The organism is Wolbachia endosymbiont (group A) of Nomada flava (genome assembly GCF_964027055.1).
Lineage (GTDB): Bacteria > Pseudomonadota > Alphaproteobacteria > Rickettsiales > Anaplasmataceae > Wolbachia > Wolbachia pipientis.
This window is the reverse complement of record NZ_OZ034725.1, coordinates 417,120-435,643: the sequence shown is the minus strand read 5'-3', so window position 1 is coordinate 435,643 and position 18,524 is coordinate 417,120. Positions and strand designations below refer to the sequence as shown.

General features: G+C 35.3%; 16 protein-coding genes and 1 pseudogene. 10 read left to right on the top strand and 7 right to left on the bottom strand.

Going from position 1 to position 18,524, the window contains the following annotated elements; all coding sequences use genetic code 11:
- Nucleotides 1–42: 42 nt before the first annotated feature.
- On the bottom strand, nucleotides 43–1,845 hold the full coding sequence (aspS, locus tag AAGD70_RS02275; RefSeq protein WP_065094727.1) for an aspartate--tRNA ligase: 1,803 nt from the start codon (nucleotides 1,843–1,845) through the stop codon (nucleotides 43–45).
- A 196-nt stretch (nucleotides 1,846–2,041) separates the two neighbouring features.
- Between aspS and AAGD70_RS02270 the strand changes: the two genes are divergently transcribed.
- From AAGD70_RS02270 to ruvC, 8 genes and pseudogenes are all read left to right on the top strand, one after another.
- Nucleotides 2,042–2,473, top strand: a complete 432-nt coding sequence (locus AAGD70_RS02270; RefSeq protein ID WP_065094728.1) for a hypothetical protein — start codon at nucleotides 2,042–2,044, stop codon at nucleotides 2,471–2,473.
- Between the two features lie 3 nt (nucleotides 2,474–2,476).
- Complete coding sequence (gene ccmA, locus AAGD70_RS02265; RefSeq protein ID WP_065094729.1) at nucleotides 2,477–3,100, top strand: heme ABC exporter ATP-binding protein CcmA; 624 nt, start codon at nucleotides 2,477–2,479, stop codon at nucleotides 3,098–3,100.
- Between the two features lie 752 nt (nucleotides 3,101–3,852).
- Nucleotides 3,853–5,148, top strand: a complete 1,296-nt coding sequence (locus tag AAGD70_RS02260) for a Na+/H+ antiporter NhaC family protein (RefSeq protein WP_065094730.1) — start codon at nucleotides 3,853–3,855, stop codon at nucleotides 5,146–5,148.
- Nucleotides 5,149–5,502: 354 nt separating this feature from the next.
- Nucleotides 5,503–6,327, top strand: a pseudogene (locus AAGD70_RS02255) (IS5-like element ISWpi1 family transposase).
- Nucleotides 6,324–6,995, top strand: coding sequence for a TenA family protein (locus tag AAGD70_RS02250; protein ID WP_065095151.1), 672 nt, complete (start codon nucleotides 6,324–6,326; stop codon nucleotides 6,993–6,995). Before AAGD70_RS02255 ends, AAGD70_RS02250 begins: the two are co-directional and overlap by 4 nt.
- 44 nt (nucleotides 6,996–7,039) lie before the next feature.
- On the top strand, nucleotides 7,040–7,699 hold the full coding sequence (locus AAGD70_RS02245; protein ID WP_065095152.1) for a TenA family protein: 660 nt from the start codon (nucleotides 7,040–7,042) through the stop codon (nucleotides 7,697–7,699).
- A 47-nt stretch (nucleotides 7,700–7,746) separates the two neighbouring features.
- Nucleotides 7,747–8,574, top strand: coding sequence for a cytochrome c oxidase subunit 3 (locus AAGD70_RS02240; RefSeq protein WP_065095153.1), 828 nt, complete (start codon nucleotides 7,747–7,749; stop codon nucleotides 8,572–8,574).
- Nucleotides 8,575–9,063, top strand: coding sequence for a crossover junction endodeoxyribonuclease RuvC (ruvC, locus tag AAGD70_RS02235; RefSeq protein WP_038199503.1), 489 nt, complete (start codon nucleotides 8,575–8,577; stop codon nucleotides 9,061–9,063). It abuts the gene before it with no gap.
- Between the two features lie 44 nt (nucleotides 9,064–9,107).
- On the opposite strand, the gene ruvX is transcribed toward ruvC, so the two are convergent.
- The gene (gene ruvX, locus AAGD70_RS02230; protein WP_010082183.1) at nucleotides 9,108–9,575 is read right to left on the bottom strand and encodes a Holliday junction resolvase RuvX; all 468 of its coding nucleotides are present in this window, start codon (nucleotides 9,573–9,575) and stop codon (nucleotides 9,108–9,110) included.
- Nucleotides 9,576–9,869: 294 nt separating this feature from the next.
- A complete protein-coding gene (locus AAGD70_RS02225) occupies nucleotides 9,870–10,181 on the bottom strand; it encodes a hypothetical protein (RefSeq protein WP_156518065.1) in 312 nt (103 codons plus the stop codon).
- 565 nt (nucleotides 10,182–10,746) lie between these two features.
- Between AAGD70_RS02225 and gatB the strand changes: the two genes are divergently transcribed.
- Both gatB and AAGD70_RS02215 read left to right on the top strand, forming a co-directional pair.
- A complete protein-coding gene (gene gatB / locus AAGD70_RS02220; protein WP_065094585.1) occupies nucleotides 10,747–12,171 on the top strand; it encodes an Asp-tRNA(Asn)/Glu-tRNA(Gln) amidotransferase subunit GatB in 1,425 nt (474 codons plus the stop codon).
- A gap of 132 nt (nucleotides 12,172–12,303) precedes the next feature.
- The gene (locus AAGD70_RS02215) at nucleotides 12,304–15,270 is read left to right on the top strand and encodes an ankyrin repeat domain-containing protein (RefSeq protein ID WP_065094586.1); all 2,967 of its coding nucleotides are present in this window, start codon (nucleotides 12,304–12,306) and stop codon (nucleotides 15,268–15,270) included.
- Between the two features lie 32 nt (nucleotides 15,271–15,302).
- On the opposite strand, the gene AAGD70_RS02210 is transcribed toward AAGD70_RS02215, so the two are convergent.
- From AAGD70_RS02210 to AAGD70_RS02195, 4 genes are all read right to left on the bottom strand, one after another.
- On the bottom strand, nucleotides 15,303–15,722 hold the full coding sequence (locus AAGD70_RS02210) for a hypothetical protein (RefSeq protein ID WP_065094587.1): 420 nt from the start codon (nucleotides 15,720–15,722) through the stop codon (nucleotides 15,303–15,305).
- 6 nt (nucleotides 15,723–15,728) lie between these two features.
- Nucleotides 15,729–17,102, bottom strand: coding sequence for a cysteine--tRNA ligase (cysS, locus tag AAGD70_RS02205; RefSeq protein ID WP_065094588.1), 1,374 nt, complete (start codon nucleotides 17,100–17,102; stop codon nucleotides 15,729–15,731).
- Nucleotides 17,095–17,751 carry an exopolysaccharide biosynthesis protein gene (locus AAGD70_RS02200; RefSeq protein WP_007549323.1) on the bottom strand — a complete coding sequence of 219 codons (657 nt, stop codon included), beginning with the start codon at nucleotides 17,749–17,751 and terminating at the stop codon, nucleotides 17,095–17,097. The genes cysS and AAGD70_RS02200 overlap by 8 nt, the downstream gene beginning before the upstream one ends.
- A gap of 90 nt (nucleotides 17,752–17,841) precedes the next feature.
- Entirely contained in the window at nucleotides 17,842–18,498 is a 657-nt protein-coding gene (locus AAGD70_RS02195; RefSeq protein ID WP_065094589.1) for an exopolysaccharide biosynthesis protein, read from the bottom strand.
- Nucleotides 18,499–18,524 lie beyond the last annotated feature (26 nt).

The following is an 18,524-nucleotide window of genomic DNA, read 5'->3' as shown; positions in this document are numbered from 1 at the left end:
ACCTAATATATCATTAACCGGTGCTCCTTGCTATAAGATTTTTCACTCAATGATCTGCAAAGACAACTCACGTAAATGCTTATCCTCCACCTTGGAAGGAGCACCCATTAGAACATCTTCACCTTGCTGGTTCATAGGAAAACAGATTACTTCACGAATATTTGGCTCATCAGCAAGCAGCATAACTATTCTATCAACTCCTGGTGCTATTCCACCATGAGGAGGAACACCAAATCTGAATGCACGTACAAGTGCACCGAATCTTGTATCAACTTCTCCCCGGCTATAACCTGCAATGGCAAAAGCTTTATACATGATATCCAGTTTGTTATTACGAATCGCCCCACTTGACAGTTCTATTCCATTGCAAACAAGATCATATTGGTAAGCAAGGATATCCAGTGGATTTTTGTCCTCTAAATCTTTCAGACCACCGTGTGGCATGGAGAATGGGTTATGAAAGAAATCGATTTTTTTACTTTTATCGTCATATACAAAATATGGAAAATCAATGATCCAACAAAACTTGAAGATATTATCATCTATAAGACTGAGTTCTGACCCTAAAAGAGTGCGTACTTTTCCTGCAATGTTTGCCGCCTCATTCTCTTTGTCAGAAGCAAAAAATACACTATCTCCTGGCTCTATGTTTGTTGCTTCTCTTATGTGGTTTAGCCTATTTTCATCAAGAAATTTAGCAATTGGGCCTTTCGCAGTTCCATCTTTATCAAACGTTATATATCCGAGACCCTTAGCACCGAATTCTTTTTGCGCATGTTCTATCTTTTTATCAAAGAAGCTGCGTGGTTCCTCTGCTGTTTTAGGTGCAGGAATGGCTCTCACTACCATACCACGCTCAATATTGCTTTTGAAAATATTGAACCCTGAATCACGGAAAATTTCTGTAACATCGCTGATTAATAGTGGATTACGCAAATCTGGCTTGTCAGAACCATACTTAAGCATTGCCTCTTTGTATGTAATGCGTGGAAAATCTTTATCGACAGACTTGCGAGAAAATTTGGCGAACACTTTATATAAAGCAGATTCAATAACGTCAAATATGTCCTCTTGAGTCACAAAAGACATTTCAAGGTCTAGCTGGTAAAATTCCCCAGGAGAGCGGTCAGCCCTTGCATCTTCATCACGAAAACACGGTGCGATTTGGAAATATTTATCAAACCCTGAGACCATGAGCAACTGTTTGAAAATCTGCGGAGCTTGTGGCAATGCATAGAACTTGCCAGGATTTAGCCTGCTTGGCACTAGGTAGTCGCGTGCTCCTTCAGGAGAGGAAGCAGTGAGTATTGGAGTTTGAATCTCTAAAAATCCTCGCTCTATCATGAGCTTGCGGAGCTCTGCAATAATTTGTGAGCGCAAAATAATATTGTTGCGGACTTTTTCACGTCTTAAGTCAAGAAATCGATATTTAAATCTCATGTTTTCTGGGTATTCTTGCTCGCCGGTAATGCTTGCCAATATACTTCTTTCTTCTTTTGCTATTTCTTCATCAAAGTGGAACTCAACTTCCGACTCAACGCGCAAATTGTTGACTATCACCTCGATTTCTCCGGTAGAAATAGAGCTGTTTACCGTATCTTCAGTTCTAGCTTCAACTATTCCTGTAACAGTAATTACACTCTCCAATTTTAAATTTGATATCTCATCAAAAAAGTCTTTGTCATTATTAAATACTAGCTGAGTGATTCCGTAGAAGTCTCTTAAATCAACAAAAATTAGGTTACCATGGTCGCGCTTACGATATAACCATCCAGAAAGGGTAACTTCCTTTTCTACGTCGTTCTTCCTCAGTTCATTGCACGTATGAGTTTTATAGCAGTTCATATTTGTTTTACTTCTAAATTCTTTAAGAAGTATAGAAATAAACCTTATTACATACAAGCCCGTTCGTCAGATATTTGCGCAATTTTCGAAATAGAGCAGTACTGCTTTTATATTGTCTTTACCCGCAAAAAAATTGCACAATTTCTATAATTATGGTATAATAGCAAGGGTATTTTTAATGAATTAGATACAGGAAATGCCACTTACACAGATCATAACATATAGCGTAACATTACTTGCTGTAGCTGCAGTATTTCTCTTTTTGAGAAAAATATACAAAAATCGCATTAGAAAAATCATATTTCCTAGAAAAGTTTTTAAAGAAGAGTGGGAAGAAGACAGAAAATTCAATGAATTATATCAAAAAAATAAGCAAAAAGAGTTGATGAAACAACAAGAAACGCTACGCGAGAAACAAAAAGATGTGCAAGTTTATAAAGAAGATCCAGAAATAGTTGACATAGCAAAACCGGTAGGTAAATGGACAAAGATGGTTATGATGGGTAATGGTTTAATGCAGCGTTTTGCACAATTGATACATAGAGAAGGCGGACAGAAAGGATTTTGGGAGCTGTTTGTAAAAGCTCAGGCTTCAACTCAAGGTAAACATAAGGGGAAGGGCAGATAATCCATGCTTGAATGTGAAAATTTATCCTGCGCTCGTAATAATAAGGTACTATTTAAGAATCTCAGTTTTAAAGCTGAGCTAAAATCAAAGATTCTAATCACTGGTCCAAATGGTAGTGGTAAAACCAGCTTAATTAGAAGTTTATCTGGACTTTTACCGCCGGTATCAGGCAATATAAGGCACTGCGGAAAAGATATATATGATGATCCAAAATCCTATATACCTTCTATGGTCTATATAGGCCATAAGAATGCCTGTAAAGATAGCTTAACTGTTGCTCAAAACGTAGAATTCTGGGCAGGAATACGAAATACTAGAGAATTGATTGTGGCAGCTATTTGTTGCTTGCAGTTGCAACCTGTACTTAATATTAGATATGGCGAACTTTCTGCAGGCTGGAAAAGGAGAGTTGCGCTTGCTCGCCTCTTGATTTCTAATGCAAACGTTTGGCTGATAGATGAACCATTTTGTAATCTTGATAGTGCAACGTATGAATTAGTGCTGAACTTAATCTCAATACGCTCTGAGCAAAATGGTATAGTAATTATTACAGGGCATAGCTCTACAGAGCAATTGTGTGATTTTACAACGATTGATATACGCGATTTCAATAGACTTCTTGCATAGTTTTTGGCAACACGTTAACAACCGTTAGAAACGAAAAAACTTACATGACACCCTTCGCCAGTCCCCTTATCATGAAACTGAAGCTATTTATTTATCTTCAGTCTGTGCAGATAAAACGACAAAAAAACTTAGTATATCTGGCGTGTCATGTTTAATTTTTTGCACTATGTGCACCTTATGTCTTTATAAAACTTCTAGCTATACAAGCTGAAACGCGCTGTTCAAGACATCACCCAACGTCAAATTTTAAAATAGAGAGTGAATAACTAGCACGGGTTTTCTTTGCCTTTTTTTCATTTGGTAAATTTCTTAAATATTTATGGCTAAACGACAACCGTCATCCCGCTACTTGTTAGCGGGATCTAGAGATACCGCGAATGAATCGCGGTATGACGGTTAATTATTCTGCGGCGGTATGACGTAGAGCTCGCGTTAGCTATACTTTTATACTCACCAACTCAGTATCCAACCTGGATCCAAGTAGTCAGCTACTCGGATGACATCTTTGTGTTTGAAGCAAAACCAGCTATAACATTTCTTCGCAAACAAATGTTCGTACAGTTGTGCGCGTGATGCTGGAATCTAGACAACAATTAGATCCTATTGTCAAGCAATAAGCTACATGTGCTATTTATTTAGTAGATTAAATATGAAGTTTAAAACTCTGCTATTGACTTCCTGTAGAACTAGTGAAAACCAAACTTGCTTAAAACCACTTAATTAGTTATAGTTATAAGTTTAGGTACAGTAAAATGACAGCTTTTGTCCCCTTGATTATTTTTTTAATCTTGTATCTTGGAAGTGGTGCTTATTTTTCTTTTATCGGAACTGATAATCCACTTCATCAGGTTTCACCAGTAATCTGCTTATTGCCAGCACTATTTTTTGCTGTCTCACGTGGTACAAATAAAATTCAGCATAACATCGATACTGTTATCAAGGGCATGGGTGACAAAAACACCCTTACTATGTGTTTAATTTTTTTATTTTCTGGAGCATTTTCTGCGGTGACTCAATCAATCGGTAGCGCAGACACTGTTGCTAATTTAATTCTTAATTTCCTTCCAGCAAGATTACTGCTGCCTGGAGTATTTTTGGCTTCTGCTTTTATTTCAACTGCAATTGGCACATCTATGGGAGTTGTTGCGCTGATGGTACCTATAGCTGTTAATCTGGCAAAAAGTGGAGCTTTTGGTCTCGAAATAGGAACTGCAACTGTAGTAGGTGGTGCCGTGTTTGGCGATAACCTTTCGATGATATCTGATACCACCATTGCATCTGTTTCTTCACAGGAAGCTTCAGCAAAAGATAAACTTAAAATGAACTCTAAAGTTGCACTTATTGCCAGCATTATAACACTCATCTACCTAGCAGTTGCCTCAAATAGTACAAAAATTATTTCTATATCAAATTTAGATTATTATTCTATAATAAAAATTATTCCTTACATTTCTTTAATAATCATGGGGCTGCTTGAAGTCGCCACTTTAGTAACAATAACTATAAACATAATTATTGCTGGTGTGCTAGGAATAACTTTTTTTGACTATGCTATCATTCAATTTCCTCATGACGTGTATGACGGTTTCAAAAAAGTAAACGAAATAGTGATATTTGCTCTATTTATCGGTGGATTGAGCCATATAATGTACAAGCAAGGTCAAAAAGCGTTGCATAAACTCATCGATGAAAGCAATATCACAAAAACTAAAGCTGAATTTGTGATAGCAGGAATTGCGTCTATGTTTACTACCTTAGTTGCCAATAATACCATTGCTATTTTACTAAGTGGTGGCATTGCAAAAAGGCTTGCACAAAAACACAGTATTGCGCCACATCGCAGCGCATACTTATTAGATGTTTTTGCTTGTGCTACAAAAGGTATCTTACCTTATGGTTCCCAACTATTGCTAGCAGGTAGCATCGCCTCTGTATCACCTATTTCTTTATTAACACAGGTATATTATTGCTTTATTCTAGCGGCAGTTACAATAGGCGAAATAATCATCAACAGCAGAAAAGAGAAATATTGTGCGGCTGCAACTTAGAGTTTCTCTTTTTTTACCCATAAGGAACGGAATTACTTGACACCCTTCGCCAACCCCCTTATCATGAAACTGAAGCTATTTATTTATCTTCTCTGTACAGATTAAATGACAAAAAACTCAACGTATTTGGCGTCTCATGTTTAATTTTTTGCACTATGTGCACCTCATGTCTTTATAAAACTTCTAGCTATACAAGCCGAAACGCGCTGTTCAAGACATCAAAAGACGTCAAATAGAACAAGGGAGAATTTGAATACTGGCTACCCTGGGGATTCTTTGCCTTTTTTCCTGCTTAGAGGTTGTCCGGAAACAAGTAAAAGGCTATAATATCTGAAATTTTAGTACGGGGTAAAGATGAGAAAAAAGTATCCAACAGATCTAAGCGAAAGGGAATGGGCAAGAATAGAAAAACACTTCAGAGTATCATACAAGAAAGGAGGAAGGCCGCCAAAGTATAGCAAAAGAGAAATATTAGAAGCAATTTTCTATGTATTGCGTACAGGGTGTCAATGGCGGTATTTACCAAATGATTTTCCGCTATGGAAGACTGTGTATGAGCAGTTCAGGCAATGGAAGAAGCAGGGAATTTTTGAGAAAATGAATTATGAAATATAGTAGAAGAAAAATAGGAAGGAATGAGCAGCCGAGTGCCTGTATAGTAGATAGTCAATCTGTAAAGACTACAGAAAAGGGGGGATCAAAGGCTATGATGGAAGTAAAAAAGTAAAGGGTAGAAAAAGGCATATAATTACAGACACTCAGGGTTTTATACTAGGTTGTTACGTAGGCGCTGCTAACGAAAATGATAGAGATGGTATTAAAATAGCATTAAACAATATGAGAACAAAATATACTAAAGTTAAAAAAATGTGGGCTGACATGGGATACCAAGGAAGAAATTTAAAGAATCACATAAAGGAAGAATATGACATAGATATTGAAATTGTTAAAAGGCCTCCATGTAGATTTTGGGTGCACAAAGATACGCCACCTGAGCTACTACCAACAAGAGAACAAGGGTTTAAAGTACAGCCAAGAAGATGGGTTGTAGAAAGGACTTTTGCTTGGGTTAATAGGAATAGAAGGCTATCGAAGGAGTATGATTTACTCACAACATCCACTGAGAATTTCATATACCTAGCTATGAGTAGGGTTATGTTAAAGAGGGAATATGCTTGAATTTACTTGTTTCCGGACAACCTCTAAAAGAGTTTTCTGATCTTATTGATAAAATAAAAGAACACCCTTTTAATGTTGAATTGATAAATAATACATTAGATTATGAAAAATTCAAATTCTACCTTCAGCAGTATTTTCTGTATTGTATAGATTGCGCTCGTGCTTTTTTAATTGTTGCAGCTAGAGTTGATGATATTGAAATGATGAGTAGTTTAATCAATTTGGCACAAGGAGCATTTTATGTTCGAGAACAGTATAAAAAATATTTTGAAGATTGTGATCTATCTGATGATCACAAAAAGTCAAGAGCTTGTTCTGCCTTTACTGACTTTTTCATGAGTGCCGCATATCACAATTCTGTTAATGAAGCTTTAGTAGCATCTTATTCTTGCTTTAACATATACCAAATCGTTGTACGCTATATGGTAAATGAGATAACAACTAAAGGGGTTAAAAATAACAAATACAAAGAGTGGATCAACATTTATAGTAGCGAAACAGTAAATGCTGTAATTGATGAGGTTACTGATATTACAAATAAGCTATATAAAAAAGCTAGTGACTGTGAAAAAAAGAGGATGTATGAGTTTTTTAAGAAAGGGCTGGAATTAGAAATAATGTTTTGGGATGAGGCATATTACTCTAATATATCTAGCAAAGAATATTAGCAGCGGATTATTTACGTTAACTTGATCTTTTATCGGTAACTACAATGTTCAGTGGCATAATTAGGAGCTGTTACGGGTCAAATCTTTTAAAGGATATAATTGAGCATCCTTTTAATGTTGAGTTAGCGAATAATACCCTAAATATAGAGAACTTCAAGTTCTATGCTCAACAAAAGACGTTGTTCTTAGATGATTATATTCGTACCACCTTAATTACTGCATCCAGAATGGAAGATTATAGTAGTATTATCTCGCTTGCTGAAGTAGCCCAAAGAGTAGTGACTGTTAATAGAATGCTATATGACTACTACTTTACTATGTACGGTATAAGTCGTGGAAAGAAATCTCTTGAGTGTTTTAATTTCACTAATTTCCTTTTATCCATCTCGTATAGTAATACCTATGAGGCTATGACGGTTTTGTATTCTTGCATGTTTATATACGAGACTGTCGTTGATAACATGAAAAATAGATTCAAGAAAAATAATAGATATAGGGATTGGTTTGATTTTTGTTACAGTGATTCAGTAAAGTCTGGATGCATTATTTTAGAAAATATTGTTGATGGATATTGCAGCAAAGCAAGAGAAAATGAAAAGAGCAGAATGCTTGAGTTGTTTAGAATAACTGCACAATTTGTGTTAGATTTTTTGAACGGTGCACATAATTTTTCAAGATTCAATCAATTTCCTAAGGAACATTGACAATTTTAAGCTAATTTGTATCCTTAATAAGTATTTTTTAAAATGCTATGAAAAGTAAAGAACATGATTTTCATTTAGTGGATCCAAGCCCTTGGCCAATTGCTGTATCAGCAGCAATTCTTATTCTTGCACTTGGATTAGTTGGCGCGCTTCATAAACAAATTGTCGGAATGTTTTGTTTAGTTTTGGGAATCTCCGCAGTATCAGGGGTGCTGTTTTATTGGTGGAGAGATGTAATAAGGGAGACCATTTATGACAAATGTCACACTGCCATTGTAAAACATGGACTCAAATTTGCAATGTACTTATTTATTCTCTCGGAGGTCGTATTTTTTATAGTGTTCTTTTGTTCATTCTTTAAAGCATGGCTTGATCCAGTTTTTTTATTTGAGGCGTTTTCTCCTGCAAAAAAAGTTGAATGGCCCCCTGAGGGAATTTTGCCACCTGATCCGTGGTCACTACCGTTCATGAATACGTTAATATTATTGCTTTCTGGTACAACAATTACTTGGGCAAATCACTCTTTACTTAAAAATGATAAAAAGAGCATGATTAAAATGCTGTCCATAACTATATTGCTTGGAGTTTTTTTTATAATAGTGCAAGCAATAGAGTATCATGAAGCGAGTTTTTCTCTACAAGAAACAGGAGAAAAGCTTATTTATACATCCAATTTTTATATGATTACCGGTTTTCACTGCGCACACGTTATAATAGGAATAATATTTTTATCAGTGTGTTTATTTAGAGCACGGAAAGGCCAATTTACACTTCAGGACCATTTGTGCTTTGAGTTTGCCTCCTGGTATTGGCACTTTGTAGATGTAGTCTGGATATTTTTATTTTTGTTTGTCTATTGGTTAAGCGTTTATTAAGTGGTTAAAATAATAGGTCTAGATCCAGGAATAAGCAAGACTGGGTGGGCCATTATCAGCCTGAACGAAAAAAATAATATTGAATTTTTGGGCGGCGGTACCATATCAACTGATGGTAAATTGGGTACAGGTGAACGCCTACATATAATTTTTGAACAATTAAAGAAAGTAATTTCCCTATACTCTCCTAATGAAGCTGCAGTGGAGAAAATTTTTGTTAATAAAAATCCTAAATCTTCACTAACTTTAGGATATGCAAGAGGGGTTGTAATTTTAGCGTTAAAAATAACAAAGCTAACTATGAATGAATATGATGCAAACTATGTAAAAAAAAGCATTACCGGAAATGGCCATGCTGATAAGGATCAGATTATATTTATGGTGAAGCAAATAGTTAAAAATTTGAGTATAAAATGCCACCATGCTGCTGACGCTCTTGCTGTAGCAATTTGTCATGCTTATACGAAAGGTTCTTGTTTTGTTGAGTAACTTTTATATGGGATTCAGTTTGAAGATTTCCAGATCTGGAAAAACTATTTGATTGTATTTATCTTGTCTAACGTTCGTTGCAAAATAATACATGCGGAGATTTTATCATCTATTTTTTTCGATTTTGTGATTGATATTCCAGTAATTTTTAGTGTATGAGTTGCGATAGATGTTGAGAAGCTTTCGTCTTGTAAGTATATATTTACTTTATATTTTTTTATTATTTTATTTGCAAATTGGATTATAGTTTTACACCATTTAGTTTCTTGCTCGTCCATTTTTAATGGTAGTCCTATTACCATTGATCCAGATTCATTTTCTTTGAATATTCTATGCAGATAACCTAAATCTTTGCTCATATTTTTTCTGTGATATATGCTATGAGCTGTGGCTATGAGCTGTGTTTTATCGCTAAATGCTATGCCTATTTGCTTTTCTCCCATGTCAAGGCACATTATGCGCTTATCTTTTGGAATAGACTTTAGAAACTCATCTGGATTTCTATGTAGCATCTATTAGACTTCCTTTAAAGTGACCTTACCAAAAAAGTGGAGAGAAAGTTAAGAAAAATTTTTACAAAAAGAATAATGAATCAAATTGCTCAGGAATGCAATAGACTTCTTGCATAACCCAAACTAAGTAGAAAAAGGTATCATCTAAGTAGCTGACACTGGTTTCCATCCAAAAGGGCAGTGCCCCTATGATGTCATTCCAGTGCTTGACACTGGAATCCAGACTTTAATTGTTATACTTGTAAATAAGTCTGGAACGTTCATCTCAAAATGCAGTATTTTTGTTGAAATAGCTCAACTGGATTCCAGCGTCACGCGCTGGAATGACACCTTTGTGTTTGCATAGCTGTACGAACATTGTGATTTGAGAGCAATCTCCACAAGGGAGGATGTCATTCCAGTGCCCAGACACTGGAATCCAGGAAAAAGAATGGTGTCATCCAAGTAGCTGACACTGGGATCCAGAAGACTTAATTTCAACCAAGTGACTGCATAATAAAGGCTGGATCCCAGTGCTTGGCACTGGAATGACAGCAATCCTACGTCATACCGCGATTCATTCGCGGTATCTCGGCCGCTAACAAGTAGCGGGATGACGGTTATCATTTAGCTATAAATATTTAAGAAATTTACCAAATGAAAAAAAAGGCAAAAGAAGCCCTGGTCATTGTCTATTTTCTGTATTGGCGTTTTTTTAAGTCTTAAACGCTGCAATTTAGCTGCTTTTAAATGCAACTAATCTTAGCTATAAATGTTTAAGAAATTTACTAAGCAGAAAAAAAGGCAAAAGAAATCCCGTGTTAGCTAGTTGTCACTCTCTAATCCTGCAAATCGGCGTACTATACTGTCTTAAACGACTTATAAGCGCGTTTCAGCTTATATAGGTAAAAACCCAGAAATGTTGTGAAGACATAAGGTGCACATAGTGCAAAAAATTAAAAATAAGACGCCAACTACGTTGTTTTCTTGCTGTTTAATCTGCACAGATGAAGATAACTGAATACCTTCAGTTTCATGATAAGGGGGCTGGCGAGGTTTGTCAAGTAATCTTTTGCATTTAACCCGTTTCTATGGGTAAAACAATCTGCATACTACTTAGCTAACATGAGTTTTGTTTTGACTTTTTGTGTTAATTTTGCAGAATATTAAGATTATCATTTAAATAAAATACATGACGAAAGAGGATTGGGAAGCGGTAATTGGGCTTGAGGTGCACGCTCAAATTTCTTCTAATACGAAGCTATTTTCTAGCTCATCAACGGAGTTTGGTGCTGAGCATAACACTCAAGTTTCTCTAGTTGATGCAGCAATGCCAGGTACGCTGCCGATACTAAATTATTACTGCATAGAGCAAGCAATACGCACCGGTCTTGCACTTTCTGCAGAAATTAATAAGTGTTCTTACTTTGATCGGAAAAATTATTTTTATCCTGATTTACCGCAAGGTTACCAGATAACCCAGTTTTTTGAGCCAATAGTTAAAAACGGTAGAGTATTTATCAACGATAATGAAAAAGAAATAAGAATTGCGAGAATTCATTTAGAGCAAGATGCAGGAAAGAGCGTTCATGAGGAAAGCAAAACTTATGTAGATTTAAATCGTGCAGGGGTTGCTTTAATGGAAATTGTTTCAGAACCAGATCTCCGTTCATCTGCGGAAGCTGCAGAATGCATGAAAAAATTGAGGCAGATTTTGCGTTACATTGGTTCATGTGATGGTGATATGGAAAAGGGATCACTTCGTTGTGATGCAAATGTTTCTGTCCGCCTAAAAGGCAGTAATACATTTGGCACTCGTTGTGAGATAAAAAATCTGAACTCGATACGTCATATTGTGCAAGCTATAGACTATGAAATACAAAGACAAATTGAAATTTTAGAAAGTGGAGAAGAAATAAGTCAAGATACCTTATTGTTTGACGTTGCTTCGGGAAAAACAAAAGTGATGCGAAACAAAGAGGATGCAAGCGACTACAGGTATTTCCCTGAGCCTGACTTGTTACCAGTTGAGGTAAGCCAGGAGAAGATTGATTTAATTCAATCATCTTTGCCTGAGTTACCGGATCAAAAAAAGCTGCGATACATTGAGGAATTGGGTATCAACGAATACGATGCAAACGTCATTACCTCCGATAAAGCAATTGCTGATTATTTTGAGGAATTGATAAAAAAACATGATTCAAAACTCGCCGTTACCTGGTTAACTGTAGAGCTTTTCGGTCGTTTAAATAAAGCAAATATTGATATTGTGAGCTCCCCAATCAAAGCAAATGCTTTGTCAGAACTCTTAGATTTTATCGTTGATGGAACAATCTCTGCTAAACTTGGCAAACAAGTATTCGATAGTATGTTTGAAACTGGCAAACCTGCATCTTTAATTATAGAAGAGCAGGACCTAAAACAGATCACAGATAAAGGTCAAATATCAGAAGTTATCGACACAATCATCAATAGCAACCAAGATAAAGTTCAAGAATACAAAAGCGGTAAAACAAAATTATATGGTTTCTTTGTTGGTGAAGTCATGAAATTCACCAAGGGAAAAGCCAGCCCTGATGTTGTGAATTCAATTTTGAGTGAGAGATTAAGTAATTAGTCACATTTTTTTATTTACATAACAGCACATCTCGTAGATATTCCAAGGTCTTTGTTACGATATCTGTATATCATGACATATAACTTTTTTACCATTTGTTGGTACTATTTTTAAAATTATGTGAGGTTGAGGATGCCTGAAACTTATCCTGCTTGGGGAAGAAAGCGGTCTCTTCATGGTGATATCTACCAACTAAAGTGGGTAATGCTGCTTCTCAAACGTGCAGTAGATGTTGGATATTCTTTCCGTTTAGCTACAGAAATGGAATCAGCTACGGGTTTTGATGATATTGTTTTTCAGGATAGGAAAAATGAAAAAATAGTACATAGGTTTATACAAAACAAACACAAGCAAAATGAATGCGAAAAAATCGGTGTAGGTAAATTGCTTTCAAAAAATAAAAGTGGTGAATTTAGCGTTCCAAAATATTTTGTTTCCTATCTAAAGATTAAAATTAATCCAGATTTTGCAGATGGTGACCTAAAGGACTTTACTATCTGTACTAATATCGGTTTCGATCTAGCTCAAAGTACAACACAAAATACAATAAAAAAGTTGAAAGCAAAAACTTCGGGACCAAACAAGGGAATAGAAATTGCAGTTGAAGTAATAAGCACTAGTGATATTTTTTTTAAATACGGCGGTACGAGATACAAGTTCTCTTGTACTCACGATAACATGATTTCAATAGTGCAACCGGCATTTAAGAGTGCTGTAAAAGAAGCAATAGAAGAATTGGAAAAGGAGATAAAAGAACTTCAAGGCAAATCAGATCAAAACTCAAAAAGAAAATTGGAAAGAAATCAGGTATGGCAACGTGAGTTTGAGCGAATGACAAATGAAGGCAAGTTAGAAGAGAATATAAGGGAATTTTTTGATAAATTAGTATTTGCAGTAAATCAACCTAACGAGATAAAACTAGCGGAAATCATTGAGAATGAGTTAGGCAAAGAATTTAATAATATCGATAAAAAGAACGTTTATGGTCGCTTTCTGGTAGAAGTTCTGGATTGGATGAAAGCAAGAGAGGGAAAGTTTCTATCACATGAAGAAATAAATGAGTTTTTTGAAAAAATAAGAGAGGAAATTTTAGGAGCGGTATGGTTTGATGTAAGAGGTCCAGTCAGACTATTTACAGGAAGAGATGAGGAATTGGGAATGCTACATGATTCGCTACAACGCAATCCCAAAGGTGCTGTAATTTCATACATAACGTCTATTAGTGGTCCTGGGGGGATGGGAAAAAGCCAGTTGGCTAGAAAATATGCTTGTAAATATAGAAGATATTATGACGGCAATGTTATATGGATAGACGCTGAAAACTTTGAAACTATGAAAGATTCTTTCTTGAGATTAGCTAGAGATAATAGACTAGGTATTTCTCCCAAAGATAAGTACAGAAACGACAAAACGATAGAAACTATTGTTAGAGAAGTATTTGCTTTCTTTGCAAGAAGGAGGAGCCTGTTCATTTTCGATAACGTTCAAGAGTACAAAAAGATAAGTAAATTTTTGCCATTTTCTTTATCTCCTGATCTTAACAAGCCTCATATTTTGATTACCTCGCATGATCAGGAACTGGAAAAGGGAATAGACGTTATAAAGCTAGGAGAATTGGAACAAAGAGACGCTATAGAGTTTGTTAAAAAAGGATTTAATATACTAAAAAAAGATAAATCGCAAGATCGGGAGATAGAAAATTTGGTAAGAAGGTTGCAATGCTTTCCTTTAGCTATACAACAAGCAATATCATATATCGAAGATCAGAGAATAATAGAGAAGTTTAAAATTAGTGATTACCTAAAAGAGTATGAAAAGAAAGCTAAGAAGTTGCTTAAGTCTAAAATATTTCAAGGAATTGATAATAACTATACTAAAACAACTTTTACAGCTTGGGAAGTTACGATGGATAAAGTAAGAAGTGATGAACAATATGGACCATTAGCTTCAGAGATTTTAGATATTTTGGCTTATTTTGCACCTGATAAAATCGCTAGAGAAATATTCTTAAATTCGGTAAGTGATTATAAGAAAAAGCAGTTAAAGCTAGCCATCCGTTTGCTTGTGAGATATTCCATGGTGGGCGGTGAACAAAACCAAAGTGTATTAAATGTCCATAGGTTAGTGCAGAAAGTAACTGAATTAAAATTACAAGAGAAAGGCAGAGAAGAAGAAGTTCTGAGGAAAGTTCTGGAATTGGTAAAAAGTGGCAATATAGCAATTAGTCATATTGTGTCTATTTGGGAATATGCAAGTAAATACGGTAAGTTGATTGATGATTTTTATTTTCGTCCTATTTATAGTGAACAAAAATATACGCCATTACATTTACTTGCTGAGAGTGGTGACTATGAAGCAGTGGAGATCTTATTAACACATATAGAAGAAAGACACACAGGTAGACTGAGCAAGGTTGTTAATGCTAAAGACGAAGATGGCTATACCCCCTTACACCTTGCTATTTACAGCGGAAAATTAGATGCGGTTAAATATCTTATTAGTAAAGGTGCTGATATTAACGCTAAAGATAAATACGGTAATACTCCATTACACATGGCTGCTGGAGGTGAAAAGTTGGATATAGTGGAACATCTTACTAGAAATGGTGCTGATGTTAATGCTGAAGACAAGTATGATGAAACTCCACTATGCGTTGCTATTCGGAGTGGAAAACTAGAAATAGTGAAATATTTCTTTAATAAAGGTGCCGACATCGATAAATACGACGGTACTATATTACATTTAGCTGTTTGTAATGAAAAACCGGATATAGTAGAATATCTTATAAGCAAAGGAGTTGATGTTAATGCTAAATACCATAAAATGCCATTACATCTAGCTGCTTCACGTGGGCTAGGTAGGGCAATATTTTTTATTCAAAAAGGTAGTAATATTAATACCAAGAGTAAAAATGGTAATACTTCACTACACCTTGCTGCTATTGTGGGAAGAGTTGATATAGCAAAAATATTACTAAAACACAACGCAGACGTTAACACCAAAAATAATGAAGAAAAGACAGCATTACATTATGCTGCTAAATATAATCACCAAGAGCTTGTGGAATTGCTTTTAGCTCATGGTGCATCCATCCTATGACTTGGGCTTTAATAGCTGCAGTACTATAGCTGTTATACGCCAAAAGTAAGTATTAGATATAACAAATAGAAGAAATTAGATAGAATGATTAAAGGGACAAGGATATAAAGGTTTAACTTAAAATAACCTGATAAAATTTGAATCACACTTCCAAGTGCTGGCACCCATGAAAGTAATAAAGTTGCAAAAATTAGCAAATTTTTTGTAACTTTTGGCGTTGTATATTCGTTTTCTAATTTGTGGTATGATTTTCGTATAGAGATTGTTATTCTACCTAAGTACCAATTAACTATTCCACCAAGGCTTGATCCTAGTACTCCAAAAAATAACATAAGTAGTGGAGTGTAATACGACCTGAAATAAAGCATAGTATTGAACACAAAACCTTGATGTATGGGTAAGACTAATGATGATACTAGACTATCTGTGAATAACAGAAAGTAATTTTCCATATGAGTTTACCAAGTTGTTGTACCATCTTCATTGTCAGAAATTGTAATCCCCATTTGTTTCAACTGATCCCTTATTTTGTCTGCAGTATTATAATCTTTATTTTGTTTTGCTGCTCTTCTTAAATCTATCAATCTTTCTATTTCTTGATGACTCACACCAGCAGTAAACCGCTCTTGATAACTTGACTCAAGAAGACCAATAAATCTGGCGCTCTTAACAAAACTCTCAGTTAATTTAAGCTTTTCACTTTCATTACTCATCTTGTTAATTTTTGCAGCCATTTCATGTAATATAGCTAGAGCTTCAGGAATGTTTAAGTCGTTTTTTAAAGCGTCTATAAAATCTTTAGAAATCTCTGCGTTACTTTCATCAATATTTGTTGTATCTAAACCACGTAATAACCGATAAAATTTATTTAAGGTTTCCTGTGCGTCAGAAATAACGTTTTCTGTCCAATCAAGTGGTTTTCTGTAGTGAGTTTTGAGCAGTGCATAGCGTATTACTTCACCCTTTATTCCACTATCTAGCAAATCCCTTACTTTGACTATATTAAATAAGGACTTGCTCATTTTCTCTTCATTTACTGTAAGAAAACCGTTATGTATCCAGTATTTTGCAAACATTGATCCAGCAAATGCAGACTTACTCTGTGCAATTTCATTTTCATGGTGAGGAAATTGTAAATCTATACCGCCACCATGAATATCAAAATCTTTGCCAAGATAAGCATATGACATCGCTGAACACTCTATATGCCATCCTGGTCTTCCTTCTCCCCATGGGCTATCCCAATAACTTGAAAGTTTGTAGTCAATATCACTTGCAGGCTTCCACAGCACAAAATCTCCCGGGTGCTTTTTATTTTCATTAACTTCAACTCTGCTACCTGGAACCAATTCATCAGTTTTTTTTCCTGATAAAGCACCATACTCATAGTAAGATTCTATATTAAAATACACGTGTTTGTCAGATTCGTAAGCGTGGCCTGATTGCAGTAAATGTTCAATTAATTCTATAATATAATCTACGTTTTCCGTTGCTTTTGGCTCGTGTGTTGGCTCTGCACAATTTATGCTTCTCATATCTTCATGAAAAGCCTTGGTGTAATATGTGCTGATACTTTCTATGTTGCTATTTTTTTCACTTGCTGCATTAATTATCTTATCATCAATGTCGGTTATGTTACGCACATAGGTAACTTTGCCATAACAAAACTTAAGTAGCTGAAATAACACATCATACACAACAACAGACCGTGCATTGCCTATATGTGCTGTGTCATATACTGTTGGTCCGCAAACATACATTTTCACATGATCTTTATCGATTGGTGTAAAAAGTTCCTTTTTTTTTGTTAAGGTATTGTAAAGCCTAACCATATACGAAGCTTTTGAGAAAAGAAAATGCCCCAATGATAAGTTGTGGCCCTTTGACTACTACAACAAGAGTAAGCAATAGCCCACACAATGATATTAAAACTCCCAATATGGACAGAAACCCATCTTTACTCATAATACCAAGCGAAATAAGAGTCGTACCAATTGCAGGAATGAAGTTAGTAAGAGGTAGTGGAAGAGCTATTGATAACGCACAAAGCAGCATTATAAAAGCTAAAATTTTTTCACCGGGCCCATAGAAAATAAAAGACATTCTTGGTCTCATGAACTTTTCTATTTTTTTTAATGCTGGAGAAGTTTTTTCCACCACAAGAGCTAGTGTTGAACGCTGAAAAGATTTTCTTTCTAGCCAACTAGGCATCCAAGGAGAATCAAATCCAAATAAAAGCTGCAATGAGAATAAGATTAAAGGTATAGAAAGAATAGTTGTATAACCAGGTGGAACCGGTATAGGCACCGATAGCGGCAAGGAGAAGATGATTATTAAAATACCAAAACCACGCTCATGCAAAGCTGTTTTAATGTCAAACAAAGTTACTTTATCGCTATCATTGTTATTGGTATCTGCAACTTCTTTTAGAATATCAGAAGCTAATTTATCACTTTTAGTCAACTTATCATTTTTTGACACGAAAAACCTTTGATAAAAATAATTCTTAACACAATTATTGTTTTATTTCAATATGCATTATTCATTTTGCGCTAGTAATTCGTTCTTTTGTTAAAGTGTTGTAAAGCTTTTAAGAAGAGAAAGTGCTCCGGTTATAAGTTGTGGTCCTTTGACTATTACAACAAGGGTAAGCAACAACGCACACAATGACACTAAAACTCCCAATATGGATAGAAACCCGTCTTTACTCATAATACCAAGTGAAATAAGAGTTGTGCCAATTGCAGGAAGGAAGTGAGTAAAAGGTAATGGAAGAGCTATTATTATTGCACAAAGCAACATCATAAAAGCCAGAATCTTCTCACCAGGCCCATAGAAAATGAAAGACAGTCTTGGCTTCATGAATTTTTCTATTTTTTCTAATACAGAGGAAGTTTTCTCTACCACAAGAGCTAGTGTTGAACGCTGAAAAGATTTTCTTTCTAGCCAACTGGGCATCCAAGGAGAATCAAATCCAAATAGAAGCTGCAGTGAGAATAAGATTAAAGGTATAGAAAGAATAGTTGTATAACCAGGTGGAACCGGTATAGGCACCGATAGCGGCAAGGAGAAGATGATTATCAAAATACCAAAACCTCGCTCATGCAAAGCTGTTTTAATGTCAAACAAAGTTACTTTATCGCTATCATTGTTATTGGTATCTGCAACCTCTTTTAGAATATCAGAAGCTAGTTTTTTATCTTTAGTTAGTTTCTCACTTTTTTGCACAATTATCCTTTAATAAAATATTCCTC